The following is a 16,272-nucleotide window of genomic DNA, read 5'->3' on the forward strand; positions in this document are numbered from 1 at the left end:
GCGAACAATCTCAATTATACATAGCCTGTGTTTCGGTGTCAACATCCAATTTCATTTAAAATTGAATTCAGATTTTTCATGATGAATAGAGAAGGTATTTTTTCCGTATCCCCTTAAAGTGATTGATTTCTTTTTTCCATTGTCGGGTGATTTCCCGGGCTGACTTCCCCTGATCCAATTGACGGCGTATTTGGTCCGTTCCAGCCAGCAGATCTATCCAGTATTTTTCCCCTGATCGGACCCAGGCAAACTGTTCCGGATACAATTTTTTCGTTTTCTCCAAAATCGTGATCCCCGTTAAAACCGGATCAAATTGGTCAACGTCCGTAACATGGATTTGGACACCGCCCACCTCTTCCCCTTGGAATTTTGAAAAAGTGGGAATAAAATATGCCTCCCGAAAAACAACCCCCGGCAGACGGGCCCGGTTCAACGCCTGAGACAATTCCCAACCGTTGACATAGGGGGCCCCGACCAGTTCAAAAGGACGGGTCGTCCCTCTTCCTTCCGACAAGTTGGTTCCTTCCACCAACCCCGTCCCCGGATAGACAAGGGCGGTCAACGGGGAGGGCATGTTCGGAGAAGGCATCACCCATGGCAATCCGGTATCTTCATACCTCTGATCCCGTGTCCATCCCTCCATATTCACCACGTGCAATTCCGCTTTCGGCGATTGCTGATCATTGATCAAAAGAGCCAATTCCCCCATCGTCATTCCGTGTACGAGCGGAATGGGAAACCGTCCCACGGAAGAGCGGAATGCCGGGTTTAAAAGCGGCCCCTCCACCCGTGTTCCGCCAAGCGGATTGGGCCGGTCCAAAACATACAAAGGCTTCTTTAACATCCCCGCGGCCTTCATCGCATCCGCCATCGTGTAAAGATAAGTATAAAACCGGGTGCCGGTCTCCTGCATGTCAAAGACGAGGACATCCACCTCTTGAAAGAGGGAAGCCATTTCTTCCGGCTTTTTTCCATACAGGTTTTCGAAAGGGATTCCCGTTTTGGGATCCACCACCGTCTCCGGTTCCTCTCCGGCTTGTTCAGCCCCGCGGACCCCGTGCTCCGGACCGAAAACTTTCGTCACTTGAATCCCGCGGGCCAGCATCGCATCCAGCGCATGCTGATAATCCGGGGTGATACTGGTCGGATTGGCGATCAAGCCCACCCGTTTCCCTTGAAAATCCTCCGGATTCCTCAACACTTTTTCCAAGCCGGTGATCACCTTTTTTTCCCTGTTTTCCTGCACGTTAAGACGGAAACAACCGGATCCGGCCAAAACCAACAACATAATGCAAAAAAGCCCGATCCACTTTCTCCCCATCGCTATCCCTCTTCCTGACACAGATAGAAAAATCCTCTTGTTCCCCGACAGAACAAGAGGGATCTGCTTCACTCTTTGTTTTCAATGGAGTAAATTTGTTCACCCGGTTTTCCGTAACCCATTTTATGAGCCAATTCCATCATATAATCTTCCGATTTTAACTTTTGAACTTCCTGCTTTAACGTTTTCTGTTGTTCATAAGCCTGAGACAACTGCCTTTGTTTGTCGGCCAGTTCTTTTTCCTGATCCCAGATGCGCACCTGCTGGATGACGCTTTGCGCCGCCGCCCAAACAATAAAGACAACCATGCAACCAAGCCAGATCAGCCGGCGCCTTTTGACGGCGGGATGCAAAGGGCGTACGGATTGGGATTTGGATGCGGATTCCGGTTTTTTCACGGGTTTTGCGGACCGCTGGATGAAAAGCACATTATCTCTGCCGTGTTGATAAGCCATCTTTTCATTCACCCTTATCCCGGTTTTTATTCCACCATGCTTTGATCTTTCGGACTTGGGCCTTTCCTTTTTGAATCCTTCGGGAGAGCCAGGGTTCCAACCTGGCTTGAACAGGGCGAAGCAGGAAGAAAAACGGGGACAAAATCAGCTTGATGCATGCAGTGGTTCCTTTCCAGATCAGACCCGCCAACCGCCGGCATCCCCTGAACAAGATCCGGGCGGGACTGAATATCAACAGGTGAAACAGCCGTGCGAGAAAGAAAAAAATCCGTTCCATGATATTAAACAACATCCGGATTCCGCGAAGTACCGAGCGGCTTGCCCACTTAAAATAAATCAAAAAACCCAGGCACACCGCAACAAAGAAATAAAAGCGAAGCTCTCCCCAATTGCTCCAAAACAATAAACCAAACACCAAAACGGCCGAAACCATCCAATAAATGAGGTCAATGAGGGAAATCAACCACTTGCGAATCCGGAAACGGACTGTCAACACCCGGTAAAAATCAAGAATGATCCCGATAAAAAAACCGGATCCGAGCATGAGAAGCATGGTAAACCATTGCGTTTGCAGCGTCACTTGAAGATCCGGCCCCAGACGCTTTTAACTTTTTCCTGCGCCGGCACAGGCATGTCCAAATAGCTCATGTCTGAAATTTGCCCTTCAATGGAAACCCTGCCCTGATCCAAATCCAGTGTTTTGATATGCAACCCTTGCCCTCTGATCCCCAGATAACCGTAATCGGTCTGAAGCAAAAACTCCTCGCTGTCAAAACTCTCCACCCGGGTTACACCGCTGACATCCAGCGTGTTGCGGTTGGTCATCACGATCTCATGCGGAATCTGGTTAAAGGTTTCTTCCATATCACGTTCCCCCCTCTTGGTACATGATATGGACAAAATCTCCGTTTAGAACTGTTCTTGGGGATCTTTTTGTCCGCTGAGGCTCTCTTCGCGGATCAGGCTGAACATGCTCCCGGCATCTTCTTTGCGGACGGAATCCTGTAACTTCTCCACACAGACCGTCACCAATTTTTGCCCGAAACGAATCTGGATTTCATCTCCCACGTGAAGAACCGTTCCTGCTTTGGCCGTTTTTCCGTTGACTTGAACCCGCCCTTCGTCACACACTTCCTTGGCCAATGTCCGTCTTTTCACCAAACGCGACACTTTCAAGAACTTGTCCAATCGCATGATGTCACCTTCAATCTTTTAACGTTTTCTTGAACAAAGGAAAAAATCCTGCCTCGGCTCATAAATCATTCGCCTTTTTCCAGACGCTTGGCTTCATCCCACCAGGCATCCAATTCTTCTAAAGAGAAGTCCTCCCAACTTTTTTGGGACATCCTGACTTGACTTTCAATGTAGCGAAAACGGCGCTCAAATTTATAACAAGATCCGTGGAGAGCCAGTTCCGGTTGCACTTTGAGAAAGCGGGCGAAATTAACCAAAGCAAACAACACATCCCCCAGTTCTTCTTCCTTTTCTTCCTGGGTTTCGGCTTCCGACATTTCTTTTAATTCCTCTTGCACCTTTTTTAAAACTTCCTCTGCATCATTCCAGTCAAATCCCGCTTTGGCCGCTTTTTTCTGCAGTTCGTAAGCTTTCATCAAAGCCGGGAAATGTTTGGGCACACCCTCCAGCAACGAGGAAGATTCCTCTTGTTTTTTCTCTTTTTGCTTCAACTGGTCCCAAGTCTGCTTCACATCTTCCGCCGTCTCGGCCTTTAAGTTGCCAAACACATGGGGATGGCGGCGGATCATTTTCGCATTCAAGTGGCGGATCACATCATGAATGTCAAACGTCCCTTCTTCGCTGGCGATTTGAGAGTGCAACATCACTTGAAGCAAAACATCCCCCAATTCCTCGGCCATTGCGTCGGAATCCTTTTCTTCCACCGCTTCCAAAAATTCATAAGCTTCCTCCAGCAGGTACGGGCGCAAACTGTCATGGGTTTGTTTGCGGTCCCAAGGACAGCCTTCCGGGCTTCTCAAATGGCGGATCACTGCTTTTAAATACTCAAAGCGCGGGTATAAATCTTCCTCTTTCACAAGAGGTGGGAGATAAACGGAGGTCAAGTCGCTGAAAAGCTCCTTGCGATCCAATTCATACAAGGGAACTTCGGTGATCTTTTCCAATCCGTCGATCCCGCAAGCAGTGACAATTTTAACCGGGTGATCATCGGGATAAATTTCCATCAACGTCAATTTGACTTCAGAAGCGACAAACCGGCTGTATACCTGGGCAATCAAAAGGTGGTTTTCCGGATTCACCTTCCCTGAATCAAAATCCGTCCCGTTGAGCAATTGAAACCCTTCAATGGGATCCACCTGCAAACGGGCAAAAAACGTTTCCAGGAAACTCACACTTCCTCCCCGGATATCGATTTCCACCCCTTGCCCCTCCCCTTGATCAAGGAGCAACCGGACCGTCCGTTCCGCAACCATCGGGTGCCCCGGAACCGCATAAATCACCGTGGAATTCTTTTTGGCCGCCTGAAGCAACCGCCCGGCAATTTGATCATAAACCGTATCAAAATCATGATTTGACTCATAAACATCATCAAAAGTGGCAAAAGAAATCCCTTGTTGACTCAGCCACCCGGCAACCGGGATTTGCCGGGTCCGCAAAAAAACCGGGTTTTCTCCTTTTAATAACCGGAGCACTCCCAAAGACAACGATTCCTCATCGCCTGCACCCAAACCGACAACCACAATTTTTGCCATTTTTCTCCTCCTCTTGCGGATTCCTTAATTCCGTTCTTTCTTCAGCCATCCCCATTTATCCAGGAGCGGGACCAACTTTTTCCGCAACTTCGGAACTTTCTCCAGATCCCGCCGTGTCCAGACCCCGAAGCGGAAAACGGCCCACGGGTAAACCATCACGCCGACAAGCACCGACAATAAGGAAGCAGCCATCATCGCCACTCTGAATTCCAGGAAAGGAACCGCGATTTGCTGAACCACAACTGATGTCACGTAAACTGCAATCCCCATCCAGACTGCTGCCCATGCGGCAAACAGCTCTTGCCTGGGGATCCACGATTTCCAACCGAAATGCTGTTTCATTTTCACCAGTTGCAAAATGGCCGTGCACAAAAAGGCAAGCACCGTTGAAAGGGAAGCCCCCCGGATATCCCAAAGGGGAATCAGCAACACATTGAACCCGACTTTCAAAATCATCCCCAATGCCAAATAAACAGCGGGCAAATATACTTTTCCCAATCCCTGCAAAACTCCTGCCGATACAATCCACAAAGATGAGAGGACTCCGGACCATGCCAAAACAGCCATGGCATCCGATCCCGCCGCGTCTTCATACAACATCACGTTGACAGGTTCGGCGATGACCATCAGACCGACCGCAGCCGGAAGCCCCAAGCCCCAAGTCAACCGCAAAGCGAGGACAGCTTGCTCTTCAACTTCCTTCACCCTCTGTTTGCTGACCAGATCCGAAATGGCCGGAACGATGGAGAGCGCGATCGCCGTGGCAAAAAACGAAGCAAATTGAACCAAAGGTTGCCCCCGGTCAAAAACGCCTTTTAAGCGAATGGCTTCTTCAGTTTCCCATCCCCGATCCACCAGCAAATTGGCCACCGTGAAAGAATCCGCCAAAGAAAACAAAGGGAGAATGAGCGAACCGATACAAATCGGCAATGACAAACGAAACAGGTTTTTCATCACTTCAGCCGGCGGCTCGATGCCGGAAGCAACTGCAAAGCCTGCCTCTTTTTTGGGAAACGGCTGGGCTTTATGCCAGTAATAGACCAACACAATCAGCGCTCCGACGGCTCCGGTGATGGATCCAAACACAGCTCCCGCACCGGCATAAACCACGCTCATCCCCGAATCCATAAAATACCAGGAAAGAACAAGAATGGTCACAACCCGGATCAACTGTTCAACCATTTGTGAATTTGCAGTCGGAACCATATTTTGCTGTCCTTGAAAACAGCCGCGCATCACCGCCAGAAACGGCACAGCCAAAAGAGCAAAGGAAACGGTTTGAATCGGCAAAGTAAGCAAGCTACGGTTTCCCATCCATTCCGCGATTTGGCCGGCCCCAAAAAACAGGAGCAAAAAGGAAACCGCCCCCAGCAAGGACAAAGCTGTCAAAGAAACACGGAAAATTTGCGCGACTCCCGCCATTTGCCCGCGGGACCACTTTTCCGAGACCAACTTTGAAATCGCGGCCGGAAACCCGGCGGTGGCCAGGATCAACAAAACACTGTACAAGGGATATACTTGCTGATAAACATACATCCCTTCATCGCCGGTAATATTTTGATAAGGAATTTTGTAAACAGCCCCTAATATCTTCGAAAACAAAGCAGCCCCTCCCAAAATGGCCGCACCACGGAAGAAGGACTGCCGGCTTTGCTCCATCATCTTCCATTTGCTCTCCTCTCCACGCTGCAATTGCTTTTCATTATACAAAAGTGCGGGAGGTTACAAAAGAAAAAAGCAGGTACATTCACCTGCCCGACAAAGAATTGTTAATGTTCCATTTGTTTGGCCAGAAAAGTGGCAGCCGTGCTGGCCAGTTTTTCTTCCAATTCCCCCAACTTCCCTCCTTCTTTCTTGCTGAGCACGATGACTGCACCGATCGGATCGCCTCCCGCATTAATGGGAACAATGAGATAGGACTGATATTTTTCAGGCATTCCTTTGAATATCTCGGCAGTTCCGGGGTTTGTTTCCAGATGAGTTCTTCTTTGATCCATGCATGATTCCACGATTTCACCAATGTTTTTCTCCAAATATTCTTTTTTGGATACCCCTGCAACGGCAATTACATGATCCCTGTCACAAATGAGTGTGGGGTAATGCATATTTTCATATAATGCTTCGGAAAATTCCTGTGCAAAGTCACCCAACTCGCCGATGGGTGAATACTTTTTTAAAATCACTTCACCTTCTCGGTCCACAAAAATCTCCAAAGGGTCTCCTTCTCGAATACGCAGTGTTCGTCGAATTTCTTTCGGGATGACAACACGCCCCAAATCGTCAATCCGGCGAACGATGCCTGTTGCTTTCATAGAATAATTTCCTCTCTTTCTTTATATATTTTTTATAATTTCTGGTTTAATTTGTTTTATCAGCCATAGTATTTATTTTCTTCCAGCAGATTATACAGACCTCCGGACATAAAAAAAGAGCCCTAGTGCGGCATAACATGCCACGGGCTCTTTTCCGGCAGTTCAGGATCCTTTTTGGTCATTGGAAAGAAGGGACTTAAAGCCTAATTCCTCTTTGACCAGTTGATCATACACTTCTTGCCGTTTTTGCATTTTCACTTGTTCGTCCGCTTCGTCCACCGGCTTTTTCCCCCGGTCCAACACTTTTACGATATGAAAACCGTAATCGGTTTTAATCGGGTCGCTGATTTGGTTGAGGGGCAACTCCCGGCATGCTTTGGCAAATTCAGGGACAAACTGGTCCGGTGTGCCTTCATAAACTCCGTTTGAGTCTTTGGATCCGGGATCATCCGAATACTCCTTCACCAACTTTGCGAAATCGCCGCCGTCATCCAATTTTTTCTTGACTTCCTCCGCGCGTTTTTTCGCTTGTTCTTCCGTTCGTTTCGGCTGATCTTGCTGCGAACCGTCATTGATGGAAACCAACACGTGCTGTACTTTTACATAGTCATAAGTTTGCCCTTTTAATTGTTCGTCATAGTATTCGTTGACCCGGTGATACTCCACAAAAAACTGCCGTAATTGCGTCTTGTCAAACCCTTTTCCTTTGATCGCCTCATCCAGGGTTTGAGGATTGTTTTGGCCTTGTTCCTGCCCTGCTTGCTGTTTCAGGCCTTCTTCGATTTGTTTGATCGTTTCATCCGCTTGTTTGGCGAACGATGCATCATCTTTGATTTTGGTCAACATATACTGGCGGGCCGCATACTCTTTCGCCAATTCCGTTTTTAATTCCTGATTGTCCTTGATCGATGACATCATAAACGACAATTGGGGATCCAAATACGCAATGATGTTGATGTAGCGGTTCAAATCCCCTTCAACCACTTTGCCTCCCTTGTATTCGGCAACCACCTTTTTGCTGGTGGTGTCAAGGGGCTGGAATTCCATCGCCCCGGCCGTCTGCTCTTCTTCTTTGTTGTCTTTTCCCATCGCACATCCGGCAATGGTCGCGGAAAGAATCAGCACGAAGGCCAACGTCCCGGCGATCCACTTTTTACTCAGTCGCATGTTGAACGGCTCCTTTCGGTTTGGGAACATCTTTATATTTTATCAGAAACTGTTCGATCATTTCTAATGCCTGTTTATGGGGCATCCCTTTGGTTTTGAAGATGATCCCGATCTTCTCTCCCGTTGAGAAACGAATTTTTCCCGGGAAATCCTGAGCAATTTCAAACAATTTCGGGCCGTCGATTTGGTCATTTTGTTCCGGCCGCAACCGGAGAATGATATCCCCGTCTTTCTGCTCAACTGATTCCATGCCGTACAGAATGGCATAAGCTTTGATTTTGGAAATTTTTAACAGAATTTGCACAGGATCCGGCAAATCCCCGAAACGATCCTCAATCTCTTCTTCCAAGTCGGTCACTTCATCCAATGTGGTGACGGCACGGATCTTTTTATACAATTCAATTTTCTGTTTCTCATCACCAATGTATCCGGAAGGCAAATAGGCGTCCACATTTAATTCGATGACTGGCTCGGTTTCTTCCTTTGTGGATTTTTCTCCTTTCAGTTCCTCAATCGCTTCCTTCAGCATCTGGCTGTAAAGCTCAAATCCCACGGTTGCAATATGGCCGTGCTGTTCGGCTCCCAAGATGTTCCCGGCTCCCCGGATGGATAAATCGCGCATCGCAATTTTAAATCCGGATCCCAGCTCGGTAAATTCTTTGATGGCCTGCAGGCGCTTCTCCGCGGTTTCGGACAACACTTTATCCCGTTGGTACGTAAAGTAAGCATAAGCAATGCGATTGGAACGCCCCACCCGGCCGCGCAACTGGTAAAGCTGGGACAATCCCATCTTGTCGGCGTCATAAATGATCAATGTATTCACATTGGGAATATCCACACCGGTTTCAATGATGGTGGTACTGACCAAAACGTCGTATTCCCCGTCCAGGAAGTCCAGCATCACTTTTTCCAGTTCGGATTCCTGCATCTGGCCATGGGCCACCGCCACCCGTGCTTCCGGAATCAAAAGCCGGATTTGGTCGGCCATCTGTTCGATGTTGTGCACTTGATTATATAGGAAATAAACTTGTCCGCCACGCGCCAGTTCCCGTTCCACCGCTTCCCGGACCAACGCCCCGGAGTATTCCAACACGTATGTCTGCACCGGGAACCGGTTTTCAGGAGGCGTTTCAATAACAGACAGATCGCGCACACCCATCATGGCCATGTGCAGGGTGCGGGGAATCGGTGTCGCCGATAACGTCAACACATCAATATTGTGCTTCAGCTGTTTGATTTTCTCCTTGTGTTTCACGCCAAAGCGTTGTTCCTCGTCGATGATGAGAAGCCCCAAGTCTTTGAATTGGACATCTTTGGATAAAAGACGGTGCGTGCCGATGACGATATCCACCGTTCCTTTTTTCAGCCCTTCCATCGTTTCTTTCTGTTCTTTCCGGGTGCGGAACCGGCTCAACACATGAATTTGTACCGGGAAGTCAGAAAAACGCTCACGAAAAGTCTCATAATGCTGTTGAGCCAAAATGGTGGTCGGAACCAACACAGCCACCTGCTTGCCGTCCATCGTCGCTTTAAACGCCGCGCGGATGGCCACTTCCGTTTTTCCGTATCCCACATCCCCGCACAACAAGCGGTCCATCGGCTGGCTTCGTTCCATATCCTTTTTGATCTCTTCCACTGAACGCAATTGATCCGGCGTTTCCTCATAAGGGAACATCGCTTCAAACTCTCTCTGGTAAGGCGTATCTTTCGAAAAAGCAAAGCCTTTGGCCTGTTGCCGCTTGGCGTATAATTCGATCAAATCCTGGGCGATATCCTGCACCGAAGACCGGACTTTATTTTTCACCTTGCTCCATTCGCTGCCGCCCAGACTGTAAACCTTCGGCGTTTTTTCCTCGCTGCCGACATACTTTTGCACTTGGTCGATTTGCTCCACCGGCACGTAGAGCTTGTCGTTTCCGGCATACTGGATGTGCAGATAATCCTTGTGCATGCCGCCGACTTCCAGCGTTTCAATGCCGATGTATTTCCCGATTCCGTGATTGACGTGAACCACATAATCCCCGGGTTTCAATTCTTGGTAATCTTTGATTTTTTCGGCATGGTCCATCTTGGCATGGCGCCGGGTCCGCCGTTGCTTTTGCGTGAACACTTCGCTTTCGGTGATCACTGCGAGCCGGACCGGGTTCATCTCAAAGCCGTTTTGCAGATTGCCCAGGCAAATGACGGGTTTTCCCGGCAAAGGAACCTGGTCGGACAAATCTTTGGCCGCATTCATTCCGTAATCATTCAACACCCGTTCCAGACGGTCCATCCGATCTTCACTGCTGGCCAAAAACACCACACGGTAATTGGATTTTTCCCAACGTTCCCATTCCGCCTTCAAAACATGCATTTGCCCGTGAAATTGCTGCATGCTGCGGCACACCATCTGGATCACATTTTGCGGCTTGATTGCCGGAATCTTTCGCATGAACAAGGAAAGATAAATCCGTTGGTGGTCCTTGTTTTCAACCACTTCATCAAAAGAAAAAGATATTTTCAACCCTGGCAAAAGCTCTCCTTGTTGCAACAAGACGGTCTGCCATTCCCCTTCTTCCCTTTCCATCTGCCGGGCACTTTCAATGATCCGGTTCGGTTCATCCAAGATGACCAACGTGTCCGAAGGCATGTAATCCACAAGGCTTTGGCACTCCGGGTAAATTTGCGAAATATACTTGTACATGCCGGTAAAGTATGTGCCGTTTTTCAATTGTTCAATATCATAACCAATCGATTGATTTAATTTTTCCCTCAGTTCAGTCTCTTTGGTGACGCTTAACCGTTCCCCCAACCGTTTTTCCACTTTTTCGCCCGCTTGATACAACTCATCTGCCGATGCGAACAATTCTTTTGCCGGAGGAATGGTCAATTCCTCCCATTTGTCAAAAGAACGCTGATCCGACACGGAGAAAGGACGGATGGAATCCACTTCGTCGTCAAACCACTCCACACGGACGGGATTTTCAAAGTGAACGGGATAAATGTCCACAATGCCGCCACGCACACTGTATTCACCGGGTTTTTCCACCATTTCAACCCGCTGGTACCCCACATTCACCAGCTGCGTGAGCAATGAATCAATTTCCTGAACCTGCCCCACCTTCAACGTGGTATAGTTTTTCGCAAACACTTTTTTCGGCAAAAACAATTTGCGCAAGCCGGAAAACGGGACCACAAGCACCCCGTTGAATCCATGAATCAAACGGGTTAACACACCGATTTTTTCTCCCAGTGTCTCCTGGCCGGCCACGGCAATTTCGGTGGTGACCAGTTCATTGGCCGGGTACAGCAAAACCTCGTCCTTTGACAAGATTTCCTGCAGGTCTTCGGTCGCTTTTTGCGCCTGATTTAAATTATGGCAAACCAACAGGACGGGCCGTTTCACTTCCTGGAACAGCGCAGCGACATATAACATGCGGGCGGTGCCTGACAATCCGGCAACCAACTGCTCTTTCAACCCGGTTTTGATTCCTGTTACCGTTGACTGAAAATCTTTGTCCTGCTTAAATATATGCGTTAACGGTATCAACAGTTGTTCCTCCCCTTTTTTCCATCAGTCTACAGGTCAAATAGAAAAGAAGCCTTAGCTATCAACAGCCAAGGCCGTTTTTTCATTATAATCAGAAAAATATCCACCATTATTCCTAATGAAAGAGTGAAGGATACAAAACCCGTTCCGGATCTTTTTCCAATACCTGCTGACATGACTCACAAGTCACTTTCACCACTTGGTTTCCTTCAATATCACTGGTTATTATATCTTCCCGTTCTTCCGGGGTCAACTGATCAAACCCCAACTGGGATTCGGTTACCCTTGAAGAATCGATTCTTCCGATCGATTTTTGACAATGTCGGCAAATATAATGTATGGCCATGAAAATGCCTCCTGCCTGTTTATGTTAGTCATAGTATCGTCTTTCAAACAAAAAATATTCAACTTCGCTTTGGTTTCCATGGCCATACCAAATGCAACATTTATTTCCGCACATTAAACTGGTTCATCGCTTGCAAAAAGTCTGACTTCACCCATTCATTCACCGCTTCTTTGGCACGGTCAACGGCATCCAGCACCGTTTCCAGTTCTTCTTGGCGAAATGGGGACAAAACATAATCCGGAACCGAAAGATTTCCCGACGGCCGGTCAATGCCGATCTTGATCCGCTTAAATTGATCCGTTCCCAAATGGCGGATAATGGATTTCATCCCGTTGTGGCCGCCTGAACTTCCTTTTAACCGCAAGCGGATTTGCCCGCACGGCAAATCGAGATCGTCGTAGATGACGCACAAATCCTCCAAATCCAGTTTCAACCAGTCCAATGCCGGCTTCACCGACTCCCCGGACAAATTCATATAGGTCATCGGTTTCAATAAAATAACTTTCTCCCCGTGCACAAAGCCTTCGCCCACTTCGCCTTTCCACTTTTCTTTCCCCACGGGAATTCCCCATTGTTCACTCAGTTGATCAATCACCCAAAAACCGACGTTATGGCGTGTCCGCGCATACTGTCGCCCCGGGTTACCCAAACCGACTATTAGCTTCATCCTGTACCTCCAACTTTCCCTGAACTCATCTCAATCCTTTTTATTTTATCATGGAATCATGAAAAAGGCGCAACCGGTAAGGATTGCGCCTTTTTCTTCATTCTGTTTCTTCCTCATCTGTATCTGTATCAACGGCTTTTTCTTCGTTGTCAATGTCTTCACTTTTGGCAGGAGGCACGACCGTAGCCACTGTTGTTTCCGGTTCGAAATGAAGCAGTTCCACTCTGTCCGGCACCTTGATATCCTTTAACAACAGGGAATCCCCCACCTGCAGATGGGACACATCCGCTTCAATGGATTCCGGAATGTCGGACGGCAACGCCTTCACTTCGACCAAGCGGAGATGCTGTTCCAAAATCCCCCCGCTTTTCACACCGGCCGCTTCCCCCGTCAGGTGAACAGGCACCTCGACATGCAAAGGTTCATTCATTTCCACTTTGAGAAAGTCAATGTGCAAAATGGAAGATTTGATCGGGTCTCTCTGGATGTCTCGAACCATTACTCGATGCGTCTTGCCTGCTACGTTTAAATCCACAAAACCATTCGACTGAACTTGTTTTTGTGCTTCACTGTAATCAACCGCAAGCTTTACCGGATCCAATCCCTTGCCATATAAAATCGCCGGAATTTGGCCTTGTTTTCTCAAGGCATTTAAAGATCCGGTTTTTTCTCTTTTCACTGCTGTAATGGCATTCGACATTTCCATATCCCCCTTCTATAAGAGGGAATATAACCTTTTTCACCGCGATCTAAACCTGATTTTGGAAAATCACATTTTGAAAGCCGTTACAAAAAGAAACTTTGTGCCGGATCCCGCCTCAGTCGAACAACTTGCTGACCGATTGCTCATTGTGAACCCGCCGGATGGCTTCACCGATCAACTCCGCCACCGAAAGAACGGTGACCTTGTCCAGTTGTTTTTCCTTCGAAAGAGGGATGGTGTCGGTCACCACCATCTCGGTGATGTTGGAGTCGCGAATCCGTTCAATGGCCGGTCCCGAGAAAACAGGGTGGGTACAACATGTGTATACTTCTTTGGCTCCGTATTCAAGCAAGGCATTGGCAGCCAGGGTAATGGTTCCTGCCGTGTCAATGATATCATCAATGATGATCGCCGTTTTTCCTTTGACATCACCGACAATGTTCATCACTTCCGCCACATTGGGCTCCGGACGTCTTTTGTCGATGATCGCTATCGGAGATTCCAACCGTTCGGCGAGACGACGGGCACGAATCACTCCGCCGTGGTCGGGGGAGACGACCACCACATCCCCCAGATCTTTTTTGATAAAATAATCAGCCAAAATCGGGACACCCATCAGGTGATCCACAGGGATGTCAAAGAAACCTTGGATTTGTGTCGCATGCAAGTCCATCGTAATGACCCGGTCCGCACCGGCTGTCTCAATCAGATTGGCAACCAGCTTGGCGGTGATGGGATCCCGTGCCCGGGTTTTCCGGTCCTGCCTTGCATATCCGTAATAGGGAATCACCACATTGATGGTGCCGGCCGAAGCACGGCGCAAGGCATCCACAAAAACCAACAGTTCCATCAAGTTCTGGTTCACCGGATTGCATGTGGATTGAATCACATACACATCCGAACCGCGCACGCTTTCATCCAGCTTTACATGAATCTCTCCATCGCTGAATTTACCCACATGCGCTTTTCCGAGAGGAATATTCAAATGATCGCAAATGGCATGGGCAAGTTTCGGGTTGGAATTGCACGTAAAAACTTGTAGACGAGGGCTTACCGTAGACATAGAAATTTGTTCCTCCAATTTTATCATTTCTCCACACGCTTTGATTTAATTTTATCCGCATAGCCGGACTTGTTTGTCTGACGCTCCCGCGCAATGGCCAAAGCTTTTTCAGGCACATCGTCGGTAATGGTGGAACCGGCCGCCACATAAGCGCCTTGTTCAACCGTAACGGGTGCCACCAGATTCACATTGCATCCGATAAACGCATCATCCTCAATGACGGTTTGATGCTTGTTCACACCATCGTAATTCACGGTGATCACACCGCAACCGATATTCACTTTCTTGCCGACTTCGGCATCCCCGACATAAGCCAGATGGGAAATCTTGGTCCCTTCACCGATTTTGGCTTTCTTCAGATCAATGAAACAACCGACTTTGGTCCGGTTTCCGAGTTCCGTTTTCGGCCGCACCAAGACATAAGGACCGACTTTGGCCTCTTCCCCGACCCTGCTGTCTTCCAGGACGGCATAACGGATGTTTGTTCCATCGGCAACCTCCACATCGGTCAGATCTGCTTGCGGGCCAATATGGCAGTCTTCCCCAATCACGGTTTTCCCTCTTAAAAATGTTCCCGGTTCGATCACCGTATCGGCGCCGATTTTCACATCGGCTTCAATATAGGTGTTTGCCGGATCGACAATGGTGACACCATTTCGCATGTGTTCTTTAAGCAAACGCTGCTGCATCCATCGATTGGCTTCCGCAAGCTGGATCCGGTCGTTGACTCCCATTGCTTCCTCTTGGTCCCCGATCTCTTGTGCACCGATGGTTTCCCCTTGATCGCGCAAAATGGATAATACATCGGGAAGATAGTATTCACCTTGGGCATTATCGTTATTGACCAGCGACAAAACGGAAAAAAGCTTTTGATTATCAAAACAATAAGTGCCAGTATTCACTTCACGGATTTGCCGTTCGGCATCCGTGGCATCTTTATGTTCGACGATGCGATCCACCTGCCCGTCCTCGCGCCGAACCACCCGTCCGTAACCGGAAGGATCATCCATGATGGCTGTCAAAACCGTGGCAGCCGCTTTGGTTTCCTGATGTTTCTCAATCAATTTTTGGAAGGTTTCCGCTGTGAAGAGAGGATGGTCCCCGTTTAATACCAGCGTGATCCCTTCTTCATTTTCCAACAAGGACCGGGCTTGCATCACCGCATGAGCGGTTCCGAGTTGTTCCTCTTGTTCCACAAAGTCAACTTGACCGCTCAAGTGCCCTTTCAACGCCTCTTTTTGATGCCCCACCACCAAAATAGTTTTTTCAATCGCCAGCCGGTTCAATTGACCGATAATGTGATCAATCATAGGTTTTCCACAAACCGGATGCAATACTTTATGTTTTTTGGATTTCATACGGGTTCCTTTTCCCGCGGCCAAAATGACTGCATACACATGTTGTTGCATAACCCAAGTTCCCCCGTTTCTCAAAACTTCCTCCCTGAATATATCCCAATTGGTATGGGATTGCAACCAATCCCCTTTGTTTGAACATCGTATAAAAACAATGCCCATCACCATTATAATCAAAAACCTTTGCCGACAACGAAAAAATCACCCATTCCCGAAACGGAATGGGTGATTTTTTATACATCCACTTGCAACGCTTTATTCGGATCGGCTTGAGACTCCATCTCTCCTGCACGGTGGTACTCGGCCAGCACAGCGGATTCAATCTTCTCACGGCTCATCGGAGAAATGGGATGGGCAATATCGCGAAACTCCCCGTCAGGAGTACGTTTGCTCGGCATTGCCACAAACATACCGTTATTTCCCTCAATCACACGAATGTCATGGACCACAAATTCACTGTCAAACGTGATGGATGCGATGGCGCGCATTCTTCCCTCACGGTTGACCCTGCGAAGTCGAATATCGGTAATTTCCACTAGATCCCACCACCTATTTTACAATGATGACTCAATTTGCTTATTTTTACTATTCTAGGCAGCGGGATTAAATCCTTCCATGAATGGATAAA

At 48.2% G+C, this 16,272-nt stretch carries 16 protein-coding genes; all 16 read right to left on the minus strand.

Annotated features, from left to right (window positions below):
• Window positions 1-76 precede the first annotated feature (76 nt).
• Complete coding sequence (locus tag NYE37_RS00590) at window positions 77-1,321, minus strand: exo-beta-N-acetylmuramidase NamZ family protein (protein ID WP_037998008.1); 1,245 nt, start codon at window positions 1,319-1,321, stop codon at window positions 77-79.
• A gap of 68 nt (window positions 1,322-1,389) precedes the next feature.
• Window positions 1,390-1,776, minus strand: coding sequence for an FtsB family cell division protein (locus NYE37_RS00595; RefSeq protein ID WP_037998005.1), 387 nt, complete (start codon window positions 1,774-1,776; stop codon window positions 1,390-1,392).
• 4 nt (window positions 1,777-1,780) lie between these two features.
• A complete protein-coding gene (yabQ, locus tag NYE37_RS00600; RefSeq protein WP_138614815.1) occupies window positions 1,781-2,356 on the minus strand; it encodes a spore cortex biosynthesis protein YabQ in 576 nt (191 codons plus the stop codon).
• Window positions 2,353-2,640 (minus strand): sporulation protein YabP, encoded by a 288-nt coding sequence (gene yabP, locus NYE37_RS00605; protein WP_037997999.1) that lies wholly within the window; start codon window positions 2,638-2,640, stop codon window positions 2,353-2,355. Before yabP ends, yabQ begins: the two co-directional genes overlap by 4 nt.
• Window positions 2,641-2,685: 45 nt before the next feature.
• On the minus strand, window positions 2,686-2,985 hold the full coding sequence (locus NYE37_RS00610) for an RNA-binding S4 domain-containing protein (RefSeq protein WP_276319280.1): 300 nt from the start codon (window positions 2,983-2,985) through the stop codon (window positions 2,686-2,688).
• Window positions 2,986-3,035: 50 nt separating this feature from the next.
• On the minus strand, window positions 3,036-4,502 hold the full coding sequence (gene mazG, locus NYE37_RS00615) for a nucleoside triphosphate pyrophosphohydrolase (RefSeq protein WP_037997995.1): 1,467 nt from the start codon (window positions 4,500-4,502) through the stop codon (window positions 3,036-3,038).
• 24 nt (window positions 4,503-4,526) lie between these two features.
• Complete coding sequence (locus tag NYE37_RS00620; RefSeq protein WP_198051085.1) at window positions 4,527-6,164, minus strand: putative polysaccharide biosynthesis protein; 1,638 nt, start codon at window positions 6,162-6,164, stop codon at window positions 4,527-4,529.
• A gap of 107 nt (window positions 6,165-6,271) precedes the next feature.
• Window positions 6,272-6,814, minus strand: coding sequence for a stage V sporulation protein T (gene spoVT / locus NYE37_RS00625; protein ID WP_198051086.1), 543 nt, complete (start codon window positions 6,812-6,814; stop codon window positions 6,272-6,274).
• A 162-nt stretch (window positions 6,815-6,976) separates the two neighbouring features.
• Window positions 6,977-7,981, minus strand: a complete 1,005-nt coding sequence (locus NYE37_RS00630) for a peptidylprolyl isomerase (RefSeq protein WP_175413159.1) — start codon at window positions 7,979-7,981, stop codon at window positions 6,977-6,979.
• On the minus strand, window positions 7,968-11,510 hold the full coding sequence (gene mfd / locus NYE37_RS00635; RefSeq protein ID WP_340711713.1) for a transcription-repair coupling factor: 3,543 nt from the start codon (window positions 11,508-11,510) through the stop codon (window positions 7,968-7,970). Before mfd ends, NYE37_RS00630 begins: the two co-directional genes overlap by 14 nt.
• A gap of 115 nt (window positions 11,511-11,625) precedes the next feature.
• Window positions 11,626-11,856 (minus strand): anti-sigma-F factor Fin family protein, encoded by a 231-nt coding sequence (locus NYE37_RS00640; protein ID WP_037997983.1) that lies wholly within the window; start codon window positions 11,854-11,856, stop codon window positions 11,626-11,628.
• A gap of 100 nt (window positions 11,857-11,956) precedes the next feature.
• Window positions 11,957-12,523 carry an aminoacyl-tRNA hydrolase gene (gene pth, locus NYE37_RS00645; RefSeq protein ID WP_037997980.1) on the minus strand — a complete coding sequence of 189 codons (567 nt, stop codon included), beginning with the start codon at window positions 12,521-12,523 and terminating at the stop codon, window positions 11,957-11,959.
• A 97-nt stretch (window positions 12,524-12,620) separates the two neighbouring features.
• Window positions 12,621-13,223, minus strand: coding sequence for a 50S ribosomal protein L25/general stress protein Ctc (locus NYE37_RS00650; protein ID WP_049720801.1), 603 nt, complete (start codon window positions 13,221-13,223; stop codon window positions 12,621-12,623).
• A 118-nt stretch (window positions 13,224-13,341) separates the two neighbouring features.
• Window positions 13,342-14,289, minus strand: coding sequence for a ribose-phosphate diphosphokinase (locus NYE37_RS00655; protein ID WP_037997977.1), 948 nt, complete (start codon window positions 14,287-14,289; stop codon window positions 13,342-13,344).
• A 23-nt stretch (window positions 14,290-14,312) separates the two neighbouring features.
• A complete protein-coding gene (gene glmU, locus NYE37_RS00660; RefSeq protein ID WP_340711714.1) occupies window positions 14,313-15,698 on the minus strand; it encodes a bifunctional UDP-N-acetylglucosamine diphosphorylase/glucosamine-1-phosphate N-acetyltransferase GlmU in 1,386 nt (461 codons plus the stop codon).
• Between the two features lie 179 nt (window positions 15,699-15,877).
• Window positions 15,878-16,180: a septation regulator SpoVG gene (spoVG, locus tag NYE37_RS00665; protein WP_037997974.1), complete on the minus strand. Its 303-nt coding sequence runs from the start codon at window positions 16,178-16,180 to the stop codon at window positions 15,878-15,880.
• Between the last annotated feature and the right edge of the window lie 92 nt (window positions 16,181-16,272).

This window comes from Thermoactinomyces sp. FSL K6-2592 (genome assembly GCF_038006465.1).
Classification (GTDB): Bacteria; Bacillota; Bacilli; order Thermoactinomycetales; family Thermoactinomycetaceae; genus Thermoactinomyces; species Thermoactinomyces vulgaris.